Source organism: Cupriavidus sp. GW823-FHT07A04 (assembly GCF_058794615.1).
On record NZ_JBXAHA010000011.1, the window covers coordinates 155,097 to 170,842 of the forward strand.

General features: G+C 66.8%; 11 protein-coding genes and 1 pseudogene. 8 read left to right on the top strand and 4 right to left on the bottom strand.

What is annotated here, in order from left to right:
- Positions 1–5 precede the first annotated feature (5 nt).
- A pseudogene (locus AC1Q7Q_RS20225) lies at positions 6–1,210 on the bottom strand (YbfB/YjiJ family MFS transporter).
- 122 nt (positions 1,211–1,332) lie between these two features.
- Between AC1Q7Q_RS20225 and AC1Q7Q_RS20230 the strand changes: the two are divergent.
- The 3 genes from AC1Q7Q_RS20230 to AC1Q7Q_RS20240 all read left to right on the top strand — a co-directional run bounded on the left by AC1Q7Q_RS20230 (position 1,333) and on the right by AC1Q7Q_RS20240 (position 4,515).
- Positions 1,333–2,211: a LysR family transcriptional regulator gene (locus tag AC1Q7Q_RS20230; RefSeq protein WP_492376620.1), complete on the top strand. Its 879-nt coding sequence runs from the start codon at positions 1,333–1,335 to the stop codon at positions 2,209–2,211.
- A gap of 94 nt (positions 2,212–2,305) precedes the next feature.
- The gene (locus tag AC1Q7Q_RS20235; RefSeq protein ID WP_492376621.1) at positions 2,306–3,751 is read left to right on the top strand and encodes an NfeD family protein; all 1,446 of its coding nucleotides are present in this window, start codon (positions 2,306–2,308) and stop codon (positions 3,749–3,751) included.
- Positions 3,752–3,753: 2 nt separating this feature from the next.
- Positions 3,754–4,515, top strand: coding sequence for a slipin family protein (locus tag AC1Q7Q_RS20240; RefSeq protein ID WP_492376622.1), 762 nt, complete (start codon positions 3,754–3,756; stop codon positions 4,513–4,515).
- A 287-nt stretch (positions 4,516–4,802) separates the two neighbouring features.
- On the opposite strand, the gene alaS is transcribed toward AC1Q7Q_RS20240, so the two are convergent.
- Positions 4,803–7,427 (bottom strand): alanine--tRNA ligase, encoded by a 2,625-nt coding sequence (alaS, locus tag AC1Q7Q_RS20245; protein ID WP_492375178.1) that lies wholly within the window; start codon positions 7,425–7,427, stop codon positions 4,803–4,805.
- 332 nt (positions 7,428–7,759) lie between these two features.
- Between alaS and AC1Q7Q_RS20250 the strand changes: the two genes are divergently transcribed.
- The 3 genes from AC1Q7Q_RS20250 to AC1Q7Q_RS20260 all read left to right on the top strand — a co-directional run bounded on the left by AC1Q7Q_RS20250 (position 7,760) and on the right by AC1Q7Q_RS20260 (position 10,706).
- Positions 7,760–8,980: a CaiB/BaiF CoA transferase family protein gene (locus AC1Q7Q_RS20250; RefSeq protein WP_253928722.1), complete on the top strand. Its 1,221-nt coding sequence runs from the start codon at positions 7,760–7,762 to the stop codon at positions 8,978–8,980.
- A 159-nt stretch (positions 8,981–9,139) separates the two neighbouring features.
- Positions 9,140–9,595: a DUF2214 family protein gene (locus AC1Q7Q_RS20255; RefSeq protein WP_150984164.1), complete on the top strand. Its 456-nt coding sequence runs from the start codon at positions 9,140–9,142 to the stop codon at positions 9,593–9,595.
- A 76-nt stretch (positions 9,596–9,671) separates the two neighbouring features.
- Complete coding sequence (locus AC1Q7Q_RS20260; protein ID WP_492375177.1) at positions 9,672–10,706, top strand: tripartite tricarboxylate transporter substrate binding protein; 1,035 nt, start codon at positions 9,672–9,674, stop codon at positions 10,704–10,706.
- A gap of 241 nt (positions 10,707–10,947) precedes the next feature.
- On the opposite strand, the gene AC1Q7Q_RS20265 is transcribed toward AC1Q7Q_RS20260, so the two are convergent.
- Positions 10,948–12,678: a potassium/proton antiporter gene (locus tag AC1Q7Q_RS20265; protein ID WP_492375111.1), complete on the bottom strand. Its 1,731-nt coding sequence runs from the start codon at positions 12,676–12,678 to the stop codon at positions 10,948–10,950.
- A gap of 346 nt (positions 12,679–13,024) precedes the next feature.
- Between AC1Q7Q_RS20265 and AC1Q7Q_RS20270 the strand changes: the two genes are divergently transcribed.
- Positions 13,025–13,486, top strand: coding sequence for a tripartite tricarboxylate transporter TctB family protein (locus AC1Q7Q_RS20270; RefSeq protein ID WP_043348382.1), 462 nt, complete (start codon positions 13,025–13,027; stop codon positions 13,484–13,486).
- 12 nt (positions 13,487–13,498) lie between these two features.
- Positions 13,499–15,001, top strand: coding sequence for a tripartite tricarboxylate transporter permease (locus tag AC1Q7Q_RS20275; RefSeq protein ID WP_174422528.1), 1,503 nt, complete (start codon positions 13,499–13,501; stop codon positions 14,999–15,001).
- 61 nt (positions 15,002–15,062) lie between these two features.
- Here the strand turns inward: AC1Q7Q_RS20275 and AC1Q7Q_RS20280 are convergent, their stop codons facing one another.
- Positions 15,063–15,689 carry an NAD(P)H-dependent oxidoreductase gene (locus AC1Q7Q_RS20280; protein ID WP_492375110.1) on the bottom strand — a complete coding sequence of 209 codons (627 nt, stop codon included), beginning with the start codon at positions 15,687–15,689 and terminating at the stop codon, positions 15,063–15,065.
- Between the last annotated feature and the right edge of the window lie 57 nt (positions 15,690–15,746).

A 15,746-nucleotide genomic window follows, 5' to 3' on the forward strand; every position in this document is an offset into this window, starting at 1 on the left:
CCGGATTATCTGCGTTGTTGCCGGCTCATCCAGGCGAAGATCGCGCCACCCAGCAACAGGGCCGCCACTGCGCAACCAAGCGAGGCGGCGAAGCCGCCGGTGCGTGCCACCAGCGCCGTGGCCAGCGGCGGCCCGACGATCTGGCCAAGGCCGTAGCTGGCGGTCATCAGGCCCATCAGGCGCTGCGCCTGTGCGCCCCACAACCGGCGCGCCTCGCGCATGGCGAACGACACCAGCGCATTGAACGGCAACCCGGCCAGCATGCTGCTGAGCGCGAAACCAGCCACCGTTGGCCAGACCACCGCGATGGCCACGCCGATCGCCTGCATCACATAGGTAAAGGCCAGCAGCCGGCGATTGTCGCGCTCCGTGCTGACGCGCGAGGCCACGAAGGCGCCAATGGTCACCCCCACGCCGAAGATGGGCCAGAACAGGTCTGCCCACAGCGAGCCCGGCATGGCCTGGCGCGCGATCACCGGCAGGAACGTGGCCGTGATGATGTAGCCGAAGCCCGCCAGGCCGTAGGCAAAGGTCAGCAGCCAGGTCTCGCGGCCCAGCCGGGGCGCCGCTTGCGCCGACGCGGCCGGGCCGGCTGCGTGCGCGGCGCGGGCGTGAAGACTTGCCAGACCGCGCTGACCAGCAGCACCGCCAGCACGCCGAAGGCCAGCCAGCCCCAACTGGCCCGCCAGCCGGCGCTCACCATGGCAAAGACGGAAACGCCCGTGATAACGATGCCAATGCCCGGCCCGCAAAAGATCACGCCACCCAGCGACGCCCGGCCCAGTTCGGCCAGCCGGTGCATGCACCAGGCCGAGCCGTAGACCATGACCATCGCGCTGGCCACGCCGGCCGCAGCGCGCCACAGGCCCCAGGCCGCCATGCCGCCGGGCGCGGCCATGCCAAGCGTCAGCACGACGGTGGCCACCATGCCGAGCCGGACCATGCGCGCCGGGTCGGGCCGGATGAACAGGCAAGCGGCGGCGCCGGCGAAGTAGCCCAGGTAGTTCAGCGTGGCCAGCCAGCCACCCTCGCCCAGCGTGACGCTGCCGTCGTGCAGCATCATGGGCAGCAGCGGCGTAAAGGCGAAGCGGCCAACGCCCATCGCCACGCCCAGCGCCACCAGCCCCGCCAAGGCCACGGCCCAGACGCCAGGCTGTGCCTGCGCCGGCGCGGCAGCGTTGCGGGGTGCCAGTGTGGATGTGGATTTCATAGGCGCATGCTACGCTCCGGTCAACGAACCGAAAAATGAATAATTGAGAACTCAATCATCTTTTTCAGAGATGATCGTTTGTTCGTCATCACTACATCATCACACCCGGCAAGGGGATCGCAATGGACCTGGCTTCCCTGGAAATCTTCCGCTGCGTCGTGGAGGAAGGCGGCATCACCCGCGCCGCCACCCGCCTGCACCGCGTGCAGTCCAACGTCACCACCCGCATCCGCCAGCTGGAGGCCTCGCTCGGCGTCGATCTGTTCCTGCGTGACGGCAAGCGCATGGTGCTGACGCCGGCCGGACAGACTTTGTTCGACTACGCCCGCCGCGTGCTGGACCTGGCCGAAGAAGCCCGCCAGGCCGTGCTGCCGGCCAGGCCGCAAGGCCGCCTGCGCATCGCCTCGATGGAGAGCACGGCGGCCAGCCGCCTGCCCGCCGTGCTGGCCGCCTATCACCAGGCGTGGCCGGACGTGGAGCTTGAGCTGGTGACCTGCCCCACGCGCCAGGCCTTGCAGGCGCTGGCGCGCTTCGAGGTGGACTGCGCCTTTGTGGCCCAGCCGCTGGACGATCCAGCGCTGGCGTCGCTGCCGGCGTTCGAGGAAGAGCTGGTGCTGATCGCCCGCGAGCGCCATGCTCCCATACACAGCGCGGCAGACCTGGAAACCCGCACCATGCTGTCGTTCGAGTCCGGCTGCAATTACCGCGGCCGGCTCGAAGCCTGGTTCGGCGCCAGCGGCAGCCCGCCGCGCCGGGTGCTGGAGCTGGGCTCGTATCACGCCATCATTGCTTGTGCCGCAGCCGGCATTGGCGTGGCGATTGTGCCGCGCTCGGTACTTGGCCTGTACCGCGACCTGCCCAAGATCAGCCTCCACGACCTCGGCCAGGCCGGCAAAGTCACCACGTTGCTGGCTTGGCATCCGGCCATGGCCAATACCGCGCTGGGCGCCTTGGCCGACACATTCCGCGCCCCACGGCCAGGACTGGCCGCGGCCGCCTGAGTCCGCCAGCTGCCGCCACACCGGGCAAGATGTGCCCGGTCGCCTACACTGGAAGTGGCGCCGCGTTTGCACTCCACGTGCCGGCGTCATTGCCATGAAGCATGTCCCGATGCTCCTGCGATGGCTTGCAACGGCCTTCTGGCTAGCCCTCGTTGCCTTGGCGGCGACGCCGCTGGTCCCCGCCACGCCGGCCAATGCGCAGGCGAGCGCGCCCGCGGCCACCGGCGCTGTCCCGCCCGTTTTCGTCATCCCGCTCAAAGGCGCGATCGGCCCGGCCAGCGCGAGCTTTATCGAGCGCGGCATGGCGCGCGCGCGCTCTGACGGCGCGCAGCTGATCGTGCTGGAAATGGACACCCCGGGCGGGCTGGACCTGTCGATGCGCGAGATCATCCAGGGCATCCTGGCCTCACCGGTACCGGTGGCGAGCTATGTCTATCCGGGCGGCGCGCGCGCGGCCAGCGCCGGCACCTACATCCTCTACGCCAGCCATATCGCCGCGATGGCGCCCGGCACCAACCTGGGCGCGGCCAGCCCGGTGCAGATCGGCATCGGCGGGCCACAGAAGCCAGAGGCGGCCCCAGCCTCCGCCCCTGCCGGCGCGCCGCCGCAGGACACCATGGAGCGCAAGCAGATGCACGACGCCTCGGCCTATATCCGCGGCCTGGCGCAATTGCGCGGGCGCAATGCCGAGTGGGGCGAACGCGCGGTGCGCGAGGCGGTCAGCCTGTCGGCCAGCGAGGCGGTCGCGCAGAAGGTCGCGGACCTGATCGCGCCCGACCTGCCTGCACTGCTGCGCGCCGTGGACGGCAAGCACATCCAGGCCGCCGGCGTGGACCGCGTGCTGCGCACGGCGCACGCGCCGGTGCAGGTGCTGGAGCCGGACTGGCGCGACAGCTTCCTGGAGGTCATCACCGATCCCAGCGTGGCGCTGATCCTGATGATGGCCGGCATCTACGGCCTGATCTTCGAGTTCTCCACGCCGGGCATGGTGGTACCCGGCATTGGCGGCGCGATCTGCCTGCTGCTGGCGCTGTTCGCGCTGCATATGCTGCCCGTCAGCTACGCGGGCCTGGGGCTGATCGCACTGGGCATCGGCTGCATGGTGGCGGAGCTATACCTGCCCACCTTTGGGGCGCTGGGCGTGGGCGGCATCATCGCCTTTATCTTTGGGGCGGTGATGCTGATCGATACGAATGTGCCCGGCTTCGGCATTCCGCTGTGGCTGATCGGCAGCCTGGCACTGGCCAGCGCGGTGTTCCTGTTCGCCGTCTGGACGCTGCTCTGGCGCGCGCGGCGCATGCCCGCGATCAATGGCGGCGACGCGATGATCGGCACGCCCGGCGTGATCCTGGACGATCTCCAGGAAGACGGCTGGGCCGAGGTGCGTGGCGAGCGCTGGCGGGTACATAGCCTGCGGCCGCTGGCGCGCGGCGAGCCGGTGCTGGTCATCGGGCGCAATGGGCTGCTGCTCGAAGTGCGCTCCCTCCACGCGTCTGGAACGACATCCGGCCCGATTCCCCCATCCACCCAAGGAGCATGATCATGGCATTTGGATTCAGCGCAGGCGGTCTGGTCTTCATCGTTGCCTTGCTCATTGTTTCCTCGATCCGCGTGCTGCGCGAGTACGAACGCGGCGTGGTGTTCATGCTGGGGCGCTTCTGGAAGGTGAAAGGCCCAGGGCTGGTGATCCTGATCCCGGCGGTGCAGCAGATGGTGCGCGTGGACTTGCGTACGGTGGTGATGGACGTGCCGCCGCAAGACGTGATCTCGCGCGACAACGTGTCGGTCAAGGTGAATGCGGTGGTGTATTTCCGCGTGATCGACCCGGAGCGCGCCATCATCCAGGTGGCGAACTTCCTCGAGGCCACCAGCCAGCTGGCGCAGACCACCTTGCGCTCGGTGCTGGGCAAGCATGAGCTCGACGAGATGCTGGCCGAGCGCGAGCAGCTCAACATCGACATCCAGAAAGCGCTCGATGCCCAGACCGATAGCTGGGGCATCAAGGTCTCCAACGTGGAGATCAAGCACGTCGACCTCAACGAAACCATGATCCGCGCCATCGCGCGCCAGGCCGAGGCCGAGCGCGAACGGCGCGCCAAGGTGATTCATGCCGAGGGCGAGTTGCAGGCCTCGGTGAAGCTGCTGGAAGCCGCGCAGATGCTGGCAAGGGAACCGCAAGCGATGCAACTGCGTTATCTGCAGACGCTGACGCAGATTGCCGGCGACAAGAGCTCGACGATCGTGTTTCCGTTGCCCATCGACATCCTGACGCTGGTGGGAAAGCTGAGCCGCGAGTCGACGTGAAAAAAGGCGCCTGGGGCGCCTCAGACTGCTGACAAAGGTAGATCTGCGCAGGGGGTCACTCCCCTCTCCCGCGGGCGGGAGAGGGGCTGGGGGAGAGGGCGGGTGCTCGTCACGCCGTCATGCTGGAAACAACCATGGGCTTCGCTTCAAGTGGCCCCTAGCTAAGCCACCCCTCACCCCGGCCCTCTCCCCCTGAGGGGAGAGGGAGAGACAGCCGTCGTCATGGCACGCGGCTTTGGCCCATTCCTCGGCTTCGGCGAATGCCTCAGATCTGCCTCAGACCTGCCTCAAACCTTGCCCGCGACCCACTCGCCGACACCTGCCAGCGCCTTGGGCAGGTTGGCCGGCTCCGTGCCGCCAGCTTGCGCCATGTCCGGACGGCCGCCGCCCTTGCCGCCGACCTGCTGCGCGACAAAGTTGACCAACTCGCCGGCCTTGACCTTGGCGGTGGCATCGGCGGTCACCCCAGCGATCAGGCTGACCTTGCCGTCGGCCACCGCGCCTAGCACGATGGCCGCGGTGCCCAGCTTGTCCTTGAGCTTGTCCATGGTTTCGCGCAGCGTCTTGACGTCGGCGCCGTCGAGCTGTGCGGCCAGCACCTTGATGCCCTTGACGTCGATGGCCTGCGCCGCCAGCTCGTCGCCTTGCGAAGCAGCCAGCTTGCTCTTGAGGCGCTCCAGTTCCTTCTCCAGCGCGCGCACTTGTTCCTGCACCTGCCCGATACGCGGCACCAGTTCGGACGGCTGCGCCTTGAGCGCGGCGGCGGCTTCGTTCAGCTTGGCGTCCAGTGCTTGCAGGTAATGCAGCGCGTTGTCGCCGGTGATGGCTTCGACGCGGCGGATGCCCGCTGCCACGCCGCTTTCCACCACGATCTTGAACACACCGATATCGCCGGTGCGGGTCACGTGGGTGCCGCCGCACAGTTCCTTGGAGCTGCCGATCGACAGCACGCGCACGTCGTCGGCGTACTTCTCGCCGAACAGCGCCATCGCGCCGCTCTTGACCGCGTCGTCGAAGGGCATGACTTCAGCACCGGTAGCTGCGTTCTGCAGGATCTCGGCGTTGACGATCTCCTCGACGCGACGGATCTGCTCGTCGGTCATCGGCGCGTTGTGCGAGAAGTCAAAGCGGGTCTTGTCCGCGTCGACCAGCGAGCCCTTCTGCTGCACGTGGCTGCCCAGCACTTCACGCAATGCCTTGTGCATCAGGTGGGTGGCCGAGTGGTTGCGCACGGTGCGCGCGCGGCGCTGCGCATCCACCTGCGCGGTGACGCTGTCGCCCACCTTGAGCGCGCCGCCCGCCAGCGTGCCCTGGTGGCCGAACACATCGGCCTGCACCTTGGTGGTATCGACCACGCTGAACACGGCGCTACCGCTCTTCAGTTCGCCCTGGTCGCCGGCCTGGCCGCCAGACTCGGCGTAGAACGGCGTGTTATCCAGCACGATCACGCCGGTCTGGCCGGGCTGCAGCGTGTCGACGGATGCGCCGTCCACATACAGCGCGGTGATCTTCGCACCGTCCACGCCCAGCTTTTCGTAGCCGTGGAAGGTGGTCTTGTCGCCCTTGTACTCCAGGCCGGCCGCCATCTTGAACTTGCCGGCGGCGCGGGCCTGCTCGCGCTGGCGGTTCATGGCCGCGTCGAAGGCGGCTTCGTCCACCGTCATTTCCTGCTCGCGGCACACGTCCTGCGTCAGGTCCAGCGGGAAGCCAAAGGTGTCGTGCAGCTTGAAGGCAAGTTCGCCGTCGAGCACGGTACCGCCCTTGGCCTTGACGTCGGCCAGTGCCGAGTCAAGGATGGACATGCCGTTCTCGATGGTTTCGAAGAAGCGTTCCTCTTCTGCCTTGAGCACTTCCACGACGCGCGCTTCGGCGTCGGACAGTTCCGGATAGGCTTCGCCCATCTGACCCACCAGATCGCCCACCAGCTTGTGGAAGAACGGGGTCTTGCGGCCCAGCTTGTAGCCGTGGCGGATGGCGCGGCGGATGATACGGCGCAGCACGTAGCCGCGGCCTTCATTGCCGGGGATCACACCGTCGACGATCAGGAAGGAGCACGCGCGGATGTGGTCGGCGATGACCTTCAGCGAGTTGTTGTTGAGATCGGTGGTGCCGGTCTCGCGCGCAGCGCCCTTGATCAGTGCCTGGAACAGGTCGATCTCATAGTTGCTGTGCACGTGCTGCAGCACCGCGGCGATGCGCTCCAGGCCCATGCCGGTGTCGACGCAGGGCTTGGGCAGGCGCGGCATATTGCCTTGCTCGTCCCGGTTGAACTGCATGAACACCAGGTTCCAGATCTCGATGTAGCGGTCGCCGTCTTCCTCGGGAGATCCCGGGGGGCCGCCCCACACGTCGGGGCCGTGGTCGTAGAAGATCTCCGAGCACGGTCCGCAGGGGCCGGTGTCGGCCATCTGCCAGAAGTTGTCGGAGGCGTAGCGCGCGCCCTTGTTGTCGCCGATGCGCACGATGCGCTCGGGCGGCACGCCGACTTCCTTGGCCCAGATGTCATAGGCTTCGTCGTCTTCCGCGTACACCGTGACCCACAGCTTTTCGGCCGGTAGCTGGTAGACCTTGGTCAGCAGCTCCCACGCGTACTGGATCGCCTCGCGCTTGAAATAGTCGCCAAACGAGAAGTTGCCGAGCATTTCAAAGAAGGTGTGGTGACGCGCGGTGTAACCCACGTTCTCCAGGTCGTTGTGCTTGCCGCCGGCGCGCACCGAGCGCTGCGACGAGGTCGCGCGGGTGTACGGGCGCTTGTCGGTGCCCAGGAACACGTCCTTGAACTGCACCATGCCGGAGTTGGTAAACAGCAACGTCGGATCGTTCCCCGGCACCAGGCTGGACGAGCGGACCACGGTATGGCCCTTCGATTCGAAGTACTGCAGGAACTTGCTGCGGATGTCGGAGACTTTCATGTTCTGGGCAAGGGCGTCCCACGTCGTGGCAGGGCGCTGTCGGTCAAGATGGTTTTGCAAACCGTTGATTATACGGGGAAGCCTGAGCGCGCGGCATTCCGCCGGGGATTCGCCTTGCGCCGCCCGCAATACCGCGCGCCGCCGCGATCCGGGCCGGCCGCGATGTGCGCCCGGCGGCCTGCCGGTGGTAAAGTGCTGGCTGTCCCAGCCGGACGCCCCCGAGCCTGGTTTCGCGCCAGCCTCCGATTGCCCTGCAAGCCGCCACCCAGACCAGACGGCGGGGCCGCCCGGCCTTCCCTCGCCCACCCCTTGCCGGATCCGCAATACACCCCATGGGAGCTTTAAGCCACCTCCGCGTCCTCGACCTGACCCGCGTTCTCGCCGGGCCATGGTGCGCCCAGAACCTTGCCGACTTCGGCGCCGACGTGATCAAGATCGAGCGCCCCGGCGCCGGCGACGATACCCGCACCTGGGGCCCGCCCTGGCTGCAGGACGGCGAAGGCCGCGATACCGCGGAAGCTGCCTATTACCTGGCCGCCAACCGCAACAAGCGCTCGGTGACCTGCGATATCAGCACGCCCGAGGGCCAGGAACTGGTGCGCGCGCTGGCCGCCCAGAGCGATGTGGTGCTGGAGAACTACAAGGTCGGCCAGCTGAAGAAGTACGGGCTGGACTACGACTCCCTCAAGGCGATCAAGCCGGGCCTGATCTATTGCTCGGTGACCGGCTTCGGCCAGACCGGCCCCTACGCGGCGCGCCCGGGCTACGACTTCATCATCCAGGGCATGGGCGGCTTCATGAGCCTGACCGGCGAGCGCGACGACCTGCCCGGCGGCGGCCCGCAGAAGGCCGGCGTGGCCATCTCCGACCTGATGACCGGGCAGTACGCCACCATCGCCGTGCTGGCCGCGCTGGCCCACCGCGAGCGCACCGGCGAAGGCCAGTACATCGACATGGCCCTGCTCGACGTGCAGGTGGCCATGCTGGCCAACATGAACACCAACTACCTGGCCAGCGGCGAAGCGCCCAGGCGCTGGGGCAACGCGCACCCCAATATCGTCCCCTACCAGACCTTCCAGGCGGCCGACGGCTGGATCATCGTGGCGGTGGGCAACGACGGCCAGTTCCGCAAGTTCGTCGTTGCCGGCGGGCGCCCCGAACTGGCCGACGACCCGCGCTTCGCCACCAACCCGCAGCGGGTTGCGCATCGCGATGTGCTGGTGCCGATCCTCGCCGACATGGTCAAGCCCCGCACCCGCGCCCAGTGGATCCTCGACCTGGAAGCCGCCGGCGTGCCCTGCGGCCCGATCAACACGCTGGACGACGTGTTCGAGGATGCCCAGGTCAAGGCGCGCGGCCTGCGCGTGGACCTGCCGCACCCGAGCGCCGGCGAGGTCAAGCTGGTGGGCAGCCCGATCAAGATGAGCGCGACGCCGCCCGAGGCCGTGCGCCACCCGCCGCTGCTGGGCGAGCACACCGACGCGGTGCTTGGCGACATGCTGGGCTACACGCCGGAGCAGATAGCCGCGCTGCGCGCCAAGGGCGTGCTGTAAGGTGCTGGCCGCCTGTGTGCCTGCAGTGGCGGCGCGCGGGCGGCGAGCCGGAGTTTGTCGTCGTTGTTCCCATAACCGTTGCCGTAGCGAGAAAAAGCAAGAACCCTGACCCCGCGCGCGCCGGCGTACGGCGCATGCCTGACCACAAAAGGAGTTTGGATGCTGACCGACGCCCTGCTGGCCTTCCTGCACTACACCTTCATCTTCCTGCTGATCGCCCTGATGACCGCCGAGGCGGTCGTGCTGCGCCCCGGCATGACGCCGCCCGTGCTCAAGCGCCTGTCGATCTACGACCTGCTCTACTTCCTCACTGCCATGGCGGTGCTGGCAACCGGCCTGCTGCGGCTGTTCTACGGCGCCAAGGGCGCACAGTTCTACCTGCACAACCCGTGGTTCCACGCCAAGATCACCGTGTTCGTGGTGATCGCCCTGTGCTCGCTGCCGCCCACCTTCGCCATCCAGCGGTGGCGCCGCCAGGCGCGCAGCTTGCCGGACTTCGTGCCCATGCCCGCCGAACTGAAGTCCGCGCGGCGCTGGGTCATGATCCAGGCCCACCTGCTGATCCTGCTGCCGCTGTGCGCGGTAATGATGGCGCGCGGCATCGGCATGAAATAGGCCGCAGCGCCCTCGCCGCCAGATGCCCCAGGGCGCCTGGCGCACCCAGATTCCCGATCCAACCCGACGTATCTCCATGCTAAAGAAAAAACTCGCCGCGGCGCTGCTCGCCGCCGCCCTGCCCGCTATCGGCACCCTTATCGCATTTAGCGCCTTTAGCGCCGCGCCGGCCTCCGCAGCGGCAGCCGCCTACCCGACCAAGCCGCTCAAGTTCGTCGTGCCCTACCCGGCCGGCGGCCCGCTGGACACGGTGGCGCGCGCTATCGGCGACAAGCTCAAGGACAGCCTGGGCCAGCCCGTGGTGGTGGAAAACCGCCCGGGCGCCGGCGGCAATATCGGCGCCGACTACGTGGCCAAGCAGCCGGCCGACGGTTACACCATCGTGATGGGCGCCGTGGCCACCCACGCCATCAACCCCAGCCTCTTCGCCAAGATGCCGTACGACCCGGTGAAGGACTTCAGCCCGATCACGCTGGTGGCCGACGTGCCCAACGTACTCGTCATGCATCCCGGCAAGGCTGCCGAACTGCATATCAACAATGTGCGTGAGCTGGTGGAATACGCGCGCAAGAACCCCGGCAAGCTGGACTACGCCTCGGGCGGCAACGGCAGCGCGGGACATTTGTCGGGCGAGCTGTTCAAGAGCATGGCCAAGGTCAGCATGGTCCACATCCCCTACAACGGCGCCTCGCCTGCGCAGCTGTCGGTGCTGTCCGGCCAGACCGACATGATCTTCGATAACCTCGCCTCCGCGGCGGCCAACATCAAGGCCGGCAAGCTCAAGGCGTTCGCCGTCACCACCGCCACCCGCGCCGCCGCCCTGCCCGAGCTGCCCACTATCGCGGAAGCCGGCAAGGGGCTCGGCCTGGAAGGCTTCGACATTTCCACGTGGTTCGGCGTGTTCGCCCCGGCCAACACCCCGAAAGAGATCGTCGACCGCCTCAACCACGAGATCGTCGCCATTCTCAAGACCGACGACATGAAGGCAAAGCTGGCCCGCATCGGCGCCCAGCCGGCACCAACCACGCCGGAGCAGTTCGGCGCACTGGTGCAGCGCGAGCTGAAGAAGTACGCGCAGATCGTGAAGGTGTCGGGCGCCAAGGTGGATTGATCCGCCTCGAGACATTTGCCGAAGCCGCCAGCCGGGCCAAAGCCGCGCGCCATGACGACGGCTGTCTCTCCCTCGCCCCTCAGGGGGAGAGGGCCGGGGAGAGGGGTGGCTTAGCTAGGAGCCACTTCAAGCTAAGCCCGTGGTTTTTTCCAGCACGCAGGCGCACCGAGCGCCCGCCCTCTCCCCCAGCCCCTCTCCCACAAGTGGGAGAGGGGAGACCACCGGCGCAAATCCTGCTTTGTCAGATCGCTTCCGGCTCCGCGCGCGGCAACAACAACCCCACCTGAATAATCCGCGGCCCATCCATCCGCGTCACCGTCAGCTTCAGCCCGGCGATCTCCACGGCATCACCCTCCACTGGTGGTGATGTAAAGGCCTCCTGCAAAGCGACCTCCAGTGTCCGTGCCGCCTCGGCAGGGCTCAACTCCCGCGTCCCGTAAAGCCCCGCCACATCCCGCAGCATGGCCTCCCCGGACAGCAGGAAATCATGGCTAGCCTTGCCCCAGGCAGGTGCCGGCCCAGGCCGATGGAACAACAGCGCCAGCATCGGCACGCTGGTCCCCGGCGCCAGAATCGACACCATGTCCCCAGCCCGCAGCACGGTCTGATCGGGCGCAGCCAGCGCTTTGTCCCGCACCACGGTCAGCAGCCGGCAACGGGGCGGCAATTCGAGCTGGTCGGCGCGCAGGTTTTCAATCGGCGAATCAGCCTCGACCCTGAACTGCATCACCTCCAGCGCCGGCGCATGGGTGCCCTGCAGCCGCGAGCGGGCCACGGGCTCCGGATAGGCGGGACGCAGCACGCGCGCCAGCCGCGCCGCCAGCGGCACGGTGGTGCCCTGCAGCAGCAGGCTGGTCAGCACCACCGCAAAGGCGATGCGAAACAGCAAGCCGGAATCAGGCATGCCCTGCAGCATGGGAAACAGTGCCAGCACGATAGGCACCGCCCCACGCAAGCCCATCCAGGCCACGAAGCCCTTCTCCCGGGCGCTGAAACGAAACGGCAGCAGCGCCAGCCAGACCGCCGCCGGGCGCGCCACCAGCATCAAGAATGCCGCCACCGCCACCGCCGGCAGCGCCACTTCCCAGATCCGGTGCGGCGCCACCAGCAGGCCAAGCAGCAGGAACATCGCGGACTGCGACAGCCAGGCCATGCCATCCATCGCCCGCATGGTGTCGGGGCCTACCGCGCGGTCGCGGTTGCCCACCAGGATGCCGGTCAGGTAGACGGCCAGGAAGCCGCTGCCGCCCGCCGTCTGCACGATGGCGAACACCATGGCGCCGCCCGAGCACAGCAGGATGGCCTGCAGGCCTTCGGCTACGCGGATGCGCTCCATTACGTTGGCCATGCAGTAGCCCAGGCCTAATCCGAGCAATCCGCCGACCCCGAACTGCACCACCAGGCGCCACAACAGCGCGCCGGGGCTCAGGCCCGCGGGCGCGGCGATCCAGTCGATCAGGGTGAGGGTCAGGAAGATCGCCATCGGGTCGTTGATGCCGGATTCGATTTCCAGCACGCTCGCCACCCGCTCCTTGAGCCGGATGCCGCTGGTATTGAGCAGCGAGAACACCGCCGCGGCATCGGTCGAGCCGACGATGGCGCCCAGCAGCAGGCCCAGCTTCCAGTCGATCTCCAGCACCCAGGCGGCAAACAGGCCCACCAGGCCGGTCGTGACCAGCACGCCGACGGTCGCCAGCGACAGCGAGGGTTTCAGCGCCACCCGGAAGGTGGCCAGCCGGGTGCGCAAGCCACCATCGAGCAGGATCACCGCCAGCGCGAGATTGCCGACCAGGAAGCTCAGCCAGGTATTGGAGAAGCGGATGCCGCCGGGGCCATCCACGCCGGCCAGCATGCCGACCGATAAAAAGACAAGCAGGAAAGGCACGCCCGCGCGCGCCGAGAAGGCGCCCACCACAATGCCCAGCGACATCACGACGGCGCCGATCAGGATGACATGGTCAATGCTTTCCAAAACGGCTTTCCCTTTTCCCTTTTACCTTTTCATGCCGTGCCGCATCGGCCACGGGCTGCGCACGCATCGGCAACGGCAGTGCAACCGTCGATGATAGCGCAGCCCTATGACCACTCTGCCGCGCAGACGTGAAAGCGGCACCCGGCAACGAAGCAAGCGGCCCCTGGATGTCTCCTAGGGAGATACCCGCAGATTGACCATTTTTGCAGACATCTGAAAGGTAGCTGAAAGGTCTTCCCCTTAATTTCCTCCCTGCCAGCGGCGGGACGGTTGCGCGCGCGCTTTTGACGCACCGCAACATCCTTAGCCGCACGGATTTCAAGCAGTTTTTTCGAGGAGAATCATTTTGCGCATTCGTAGCCAAAAGGACTTTGCCTCCGGCCTGATGTTCATCCTGGTCGGATTCAGCTTTTCCTGGGTCGCACGCGGGTATTCCATGGGTACTGCCGCGAAGATGGGCCCCGGGTATTTCCCGTTCTGGCTCGGCATCGTGCTCGCCTTGCTGGGCGCGCTGGTGCTGTGGAGTTCCCTGTCCGCCAAGAAGGAAGAAGACCAGCTCGCACGCTGGGACATCAAGACCTTGCTGTGGATCCTGGGTTCGGTGGTGCTGTTCGGCCTGATGCTCAAGCCGCTGGGCATGGTGCTGTCGGTGCTGGTGCTGGTGCTGGTGTCGTCGATGGCCAGCCATGAATTCAGCTGGAAGGGTGCCGTTGTCAACGCCATCGTCCTGGTGATCATCAGCCTGGGCGCCTTCGTCTACGGCATCAATCTTCAGATGCCGGTGTGGCCGGCATTCTTGGCAGGATAAGGAGACGGCCATATGGAACTACTAGCCAACCTGGGCCTGGGCTTCTCGACCGCCCTGACCCTGCAAAACCTCGCATACGCCTTCCTGGGCTGCGTGCTGGGCACCCTGATCGGCGTGCTGCCGGGCCTGGGGCCTCTGGCCACCATCGCCATGCTGCTGCCGGTGACCTACACGCTGCCGCCGGTGGCCGCGCTCATCATGCTGGCCGGTATTTACTACGGCGCCCAGTACGGTGGCTCCACCACCGCCATTCTGGTCAACCTGCCGGGTGAATCGTCGTCGGTGGTGACTACCATCGATGGCTACCAGATGGCCAGGCGAGGGCGAGCGGGGGTGGCGTTAGCCACCGCCGGCCTAGGCTCGTTCTTCGCCGGCTGCGTGGCAACCCTGATCCTGGCCGCGTTCGCAGCGCCGCTGTCGGAACTGGCGTTCAAGTTCGGCCCTGCCGAGTACTTCTCGCTGATGGTGCTGGGCCTGATCGGCGCCGTGGTGCTGGCTTCGGGCTCGCTGGTCAAGGCCATCGCCATGATCGTGCTGGGCCTGCTGCTGGGCCTGGTCGGCACCGACGTGAACTCGGGTGCAGCGCGCTTCTCGTTCGACGTGCCTGAGCTGACCGACGGACTGAACTTCGTCTCGGTCGCCATGGGTGTGTTCGGCTTCGCGGAAATCATCGCGAACCTGGAACAAAAAGATGCCCGCGAAACCTTCACGGACCACATCACCAACCTGTTCCCGACCAAGGAAGACTTCAAGCGCATGATCCCGGCAGTGCTTCGCGGCACGTTCCTGGGCTCCGCGCTGGGCATCCTGCCGGGCGGCGGTGCGGCGCTGGCTTCGTTTGCAGCCTACTCGCTGGAAAAGAAGACCTCGAAGTTCTCGCATGAGTTCGGCAAGGGCGCCATCGAAGGCGTGGCGGGTCCGGAATCGGCCAACAACGCCGCGGCGCAGACCTCCTTCATCCCGCTGCTCACGCTGGGCATTCCGCCCAACGCCGTGATGGCGCTGATGGTGGGCGCAATGACCATCCACAACATCCAGCCGGGCCCGCAGGTCATGACCAGCAACCCCGCGCTGTTCTGGGGCCTGATCGCCTCGATGTGGATCGGCAACTTCATGCTGATCATCCTGAACCTGCCGCTGATCGGGATCTGGGTCAAGCTGCTCAAGGTGCCTTACCGCTACCTGTACCCGGCCATCCTGGTGTTCTGCTGCATCGGCGTGTACTCGGTCCAGAACACCACGTTCGACGTGTTCCAGACCGCGGCCTTCGGCGTGATCGGCTACCTGTTCATCAAGCTCAAGTGCGAGCCGGCGCCGTTGCTGCTGGGCTTCGTGCTGGGGCCGATGATGGAAGAGAATTTCCGCCGCTCCCTGCTGCTGTCGCGCGGCGAGTTCAGCGTGTTCCTGACCCGCCCGCTGTCGCTCGGCCTGCTGATCGCAGCCGCCGTGCTGGTCCTGATCGTGGCACTGCCGTCGATCAAGAACAAGCGCGAAGAAGCTTTCCAGGAAGAATAAGAGAGCAAGTCCCGCGGCCGGTATCCGTGCAGGCCGCGAGCGACGATGCCAGAGAAGACCCTCAAGGTGCCGCAAGGCACCTTTTTTCATGCCTTGCCCGCTGCGGCGCCCGGATGCTGGCGGCGAGCGCGCCGGCTCGCGCCAGCCAGGCATCCCTCTGCCCGGGCTGCGAGCCCAGTACCGGGCCGAACGCCATGGTGCTGACCGGCTTGATCCCGCAGAACTCCAGCGTGGTATTGCGCATCTGGCGGATGCCCGGCATGCGGTAGATCCATTTGAAATACCAGGGCGGCGTATCCATGGTCACCAGCAGATGCGCCGAGCGGCCCTTCAGGAGCTGCTCGGGAAACGCTTTGCCGGCGCGGTACTTGAAGGCGAAGCCGGGCAGCAACACGCGGTCCAGGAAACCCTTGAGCAAGGCGGGCGGGCCGCCCCACCAGATCGGGAAGACGAAGGCAAGGTGTCCCGCCCAGGCCATGGCTTCCTGTGCCTCGACCAGATCGGGCTCGAGGCCCTGGATGGCGTTGTAGCCCGCATGCAGGATGGGATCGAACTTCAGCACATCCAGCCTGAGCAGCCGGACCTCGTGCCCCGCGGCTTCGGCGCAGGCCGCATAGGTCCTGGCGATGGCGCCGCACAAGCCATGGTTAGAAGGGTGACCCATGATCACCAGTACTCGCTGCCGCATCGCGACGCTCTCCAAAAAAGGTTGACGCCGCGAGGGTAAGGCTTGCCCCTTGAGGCA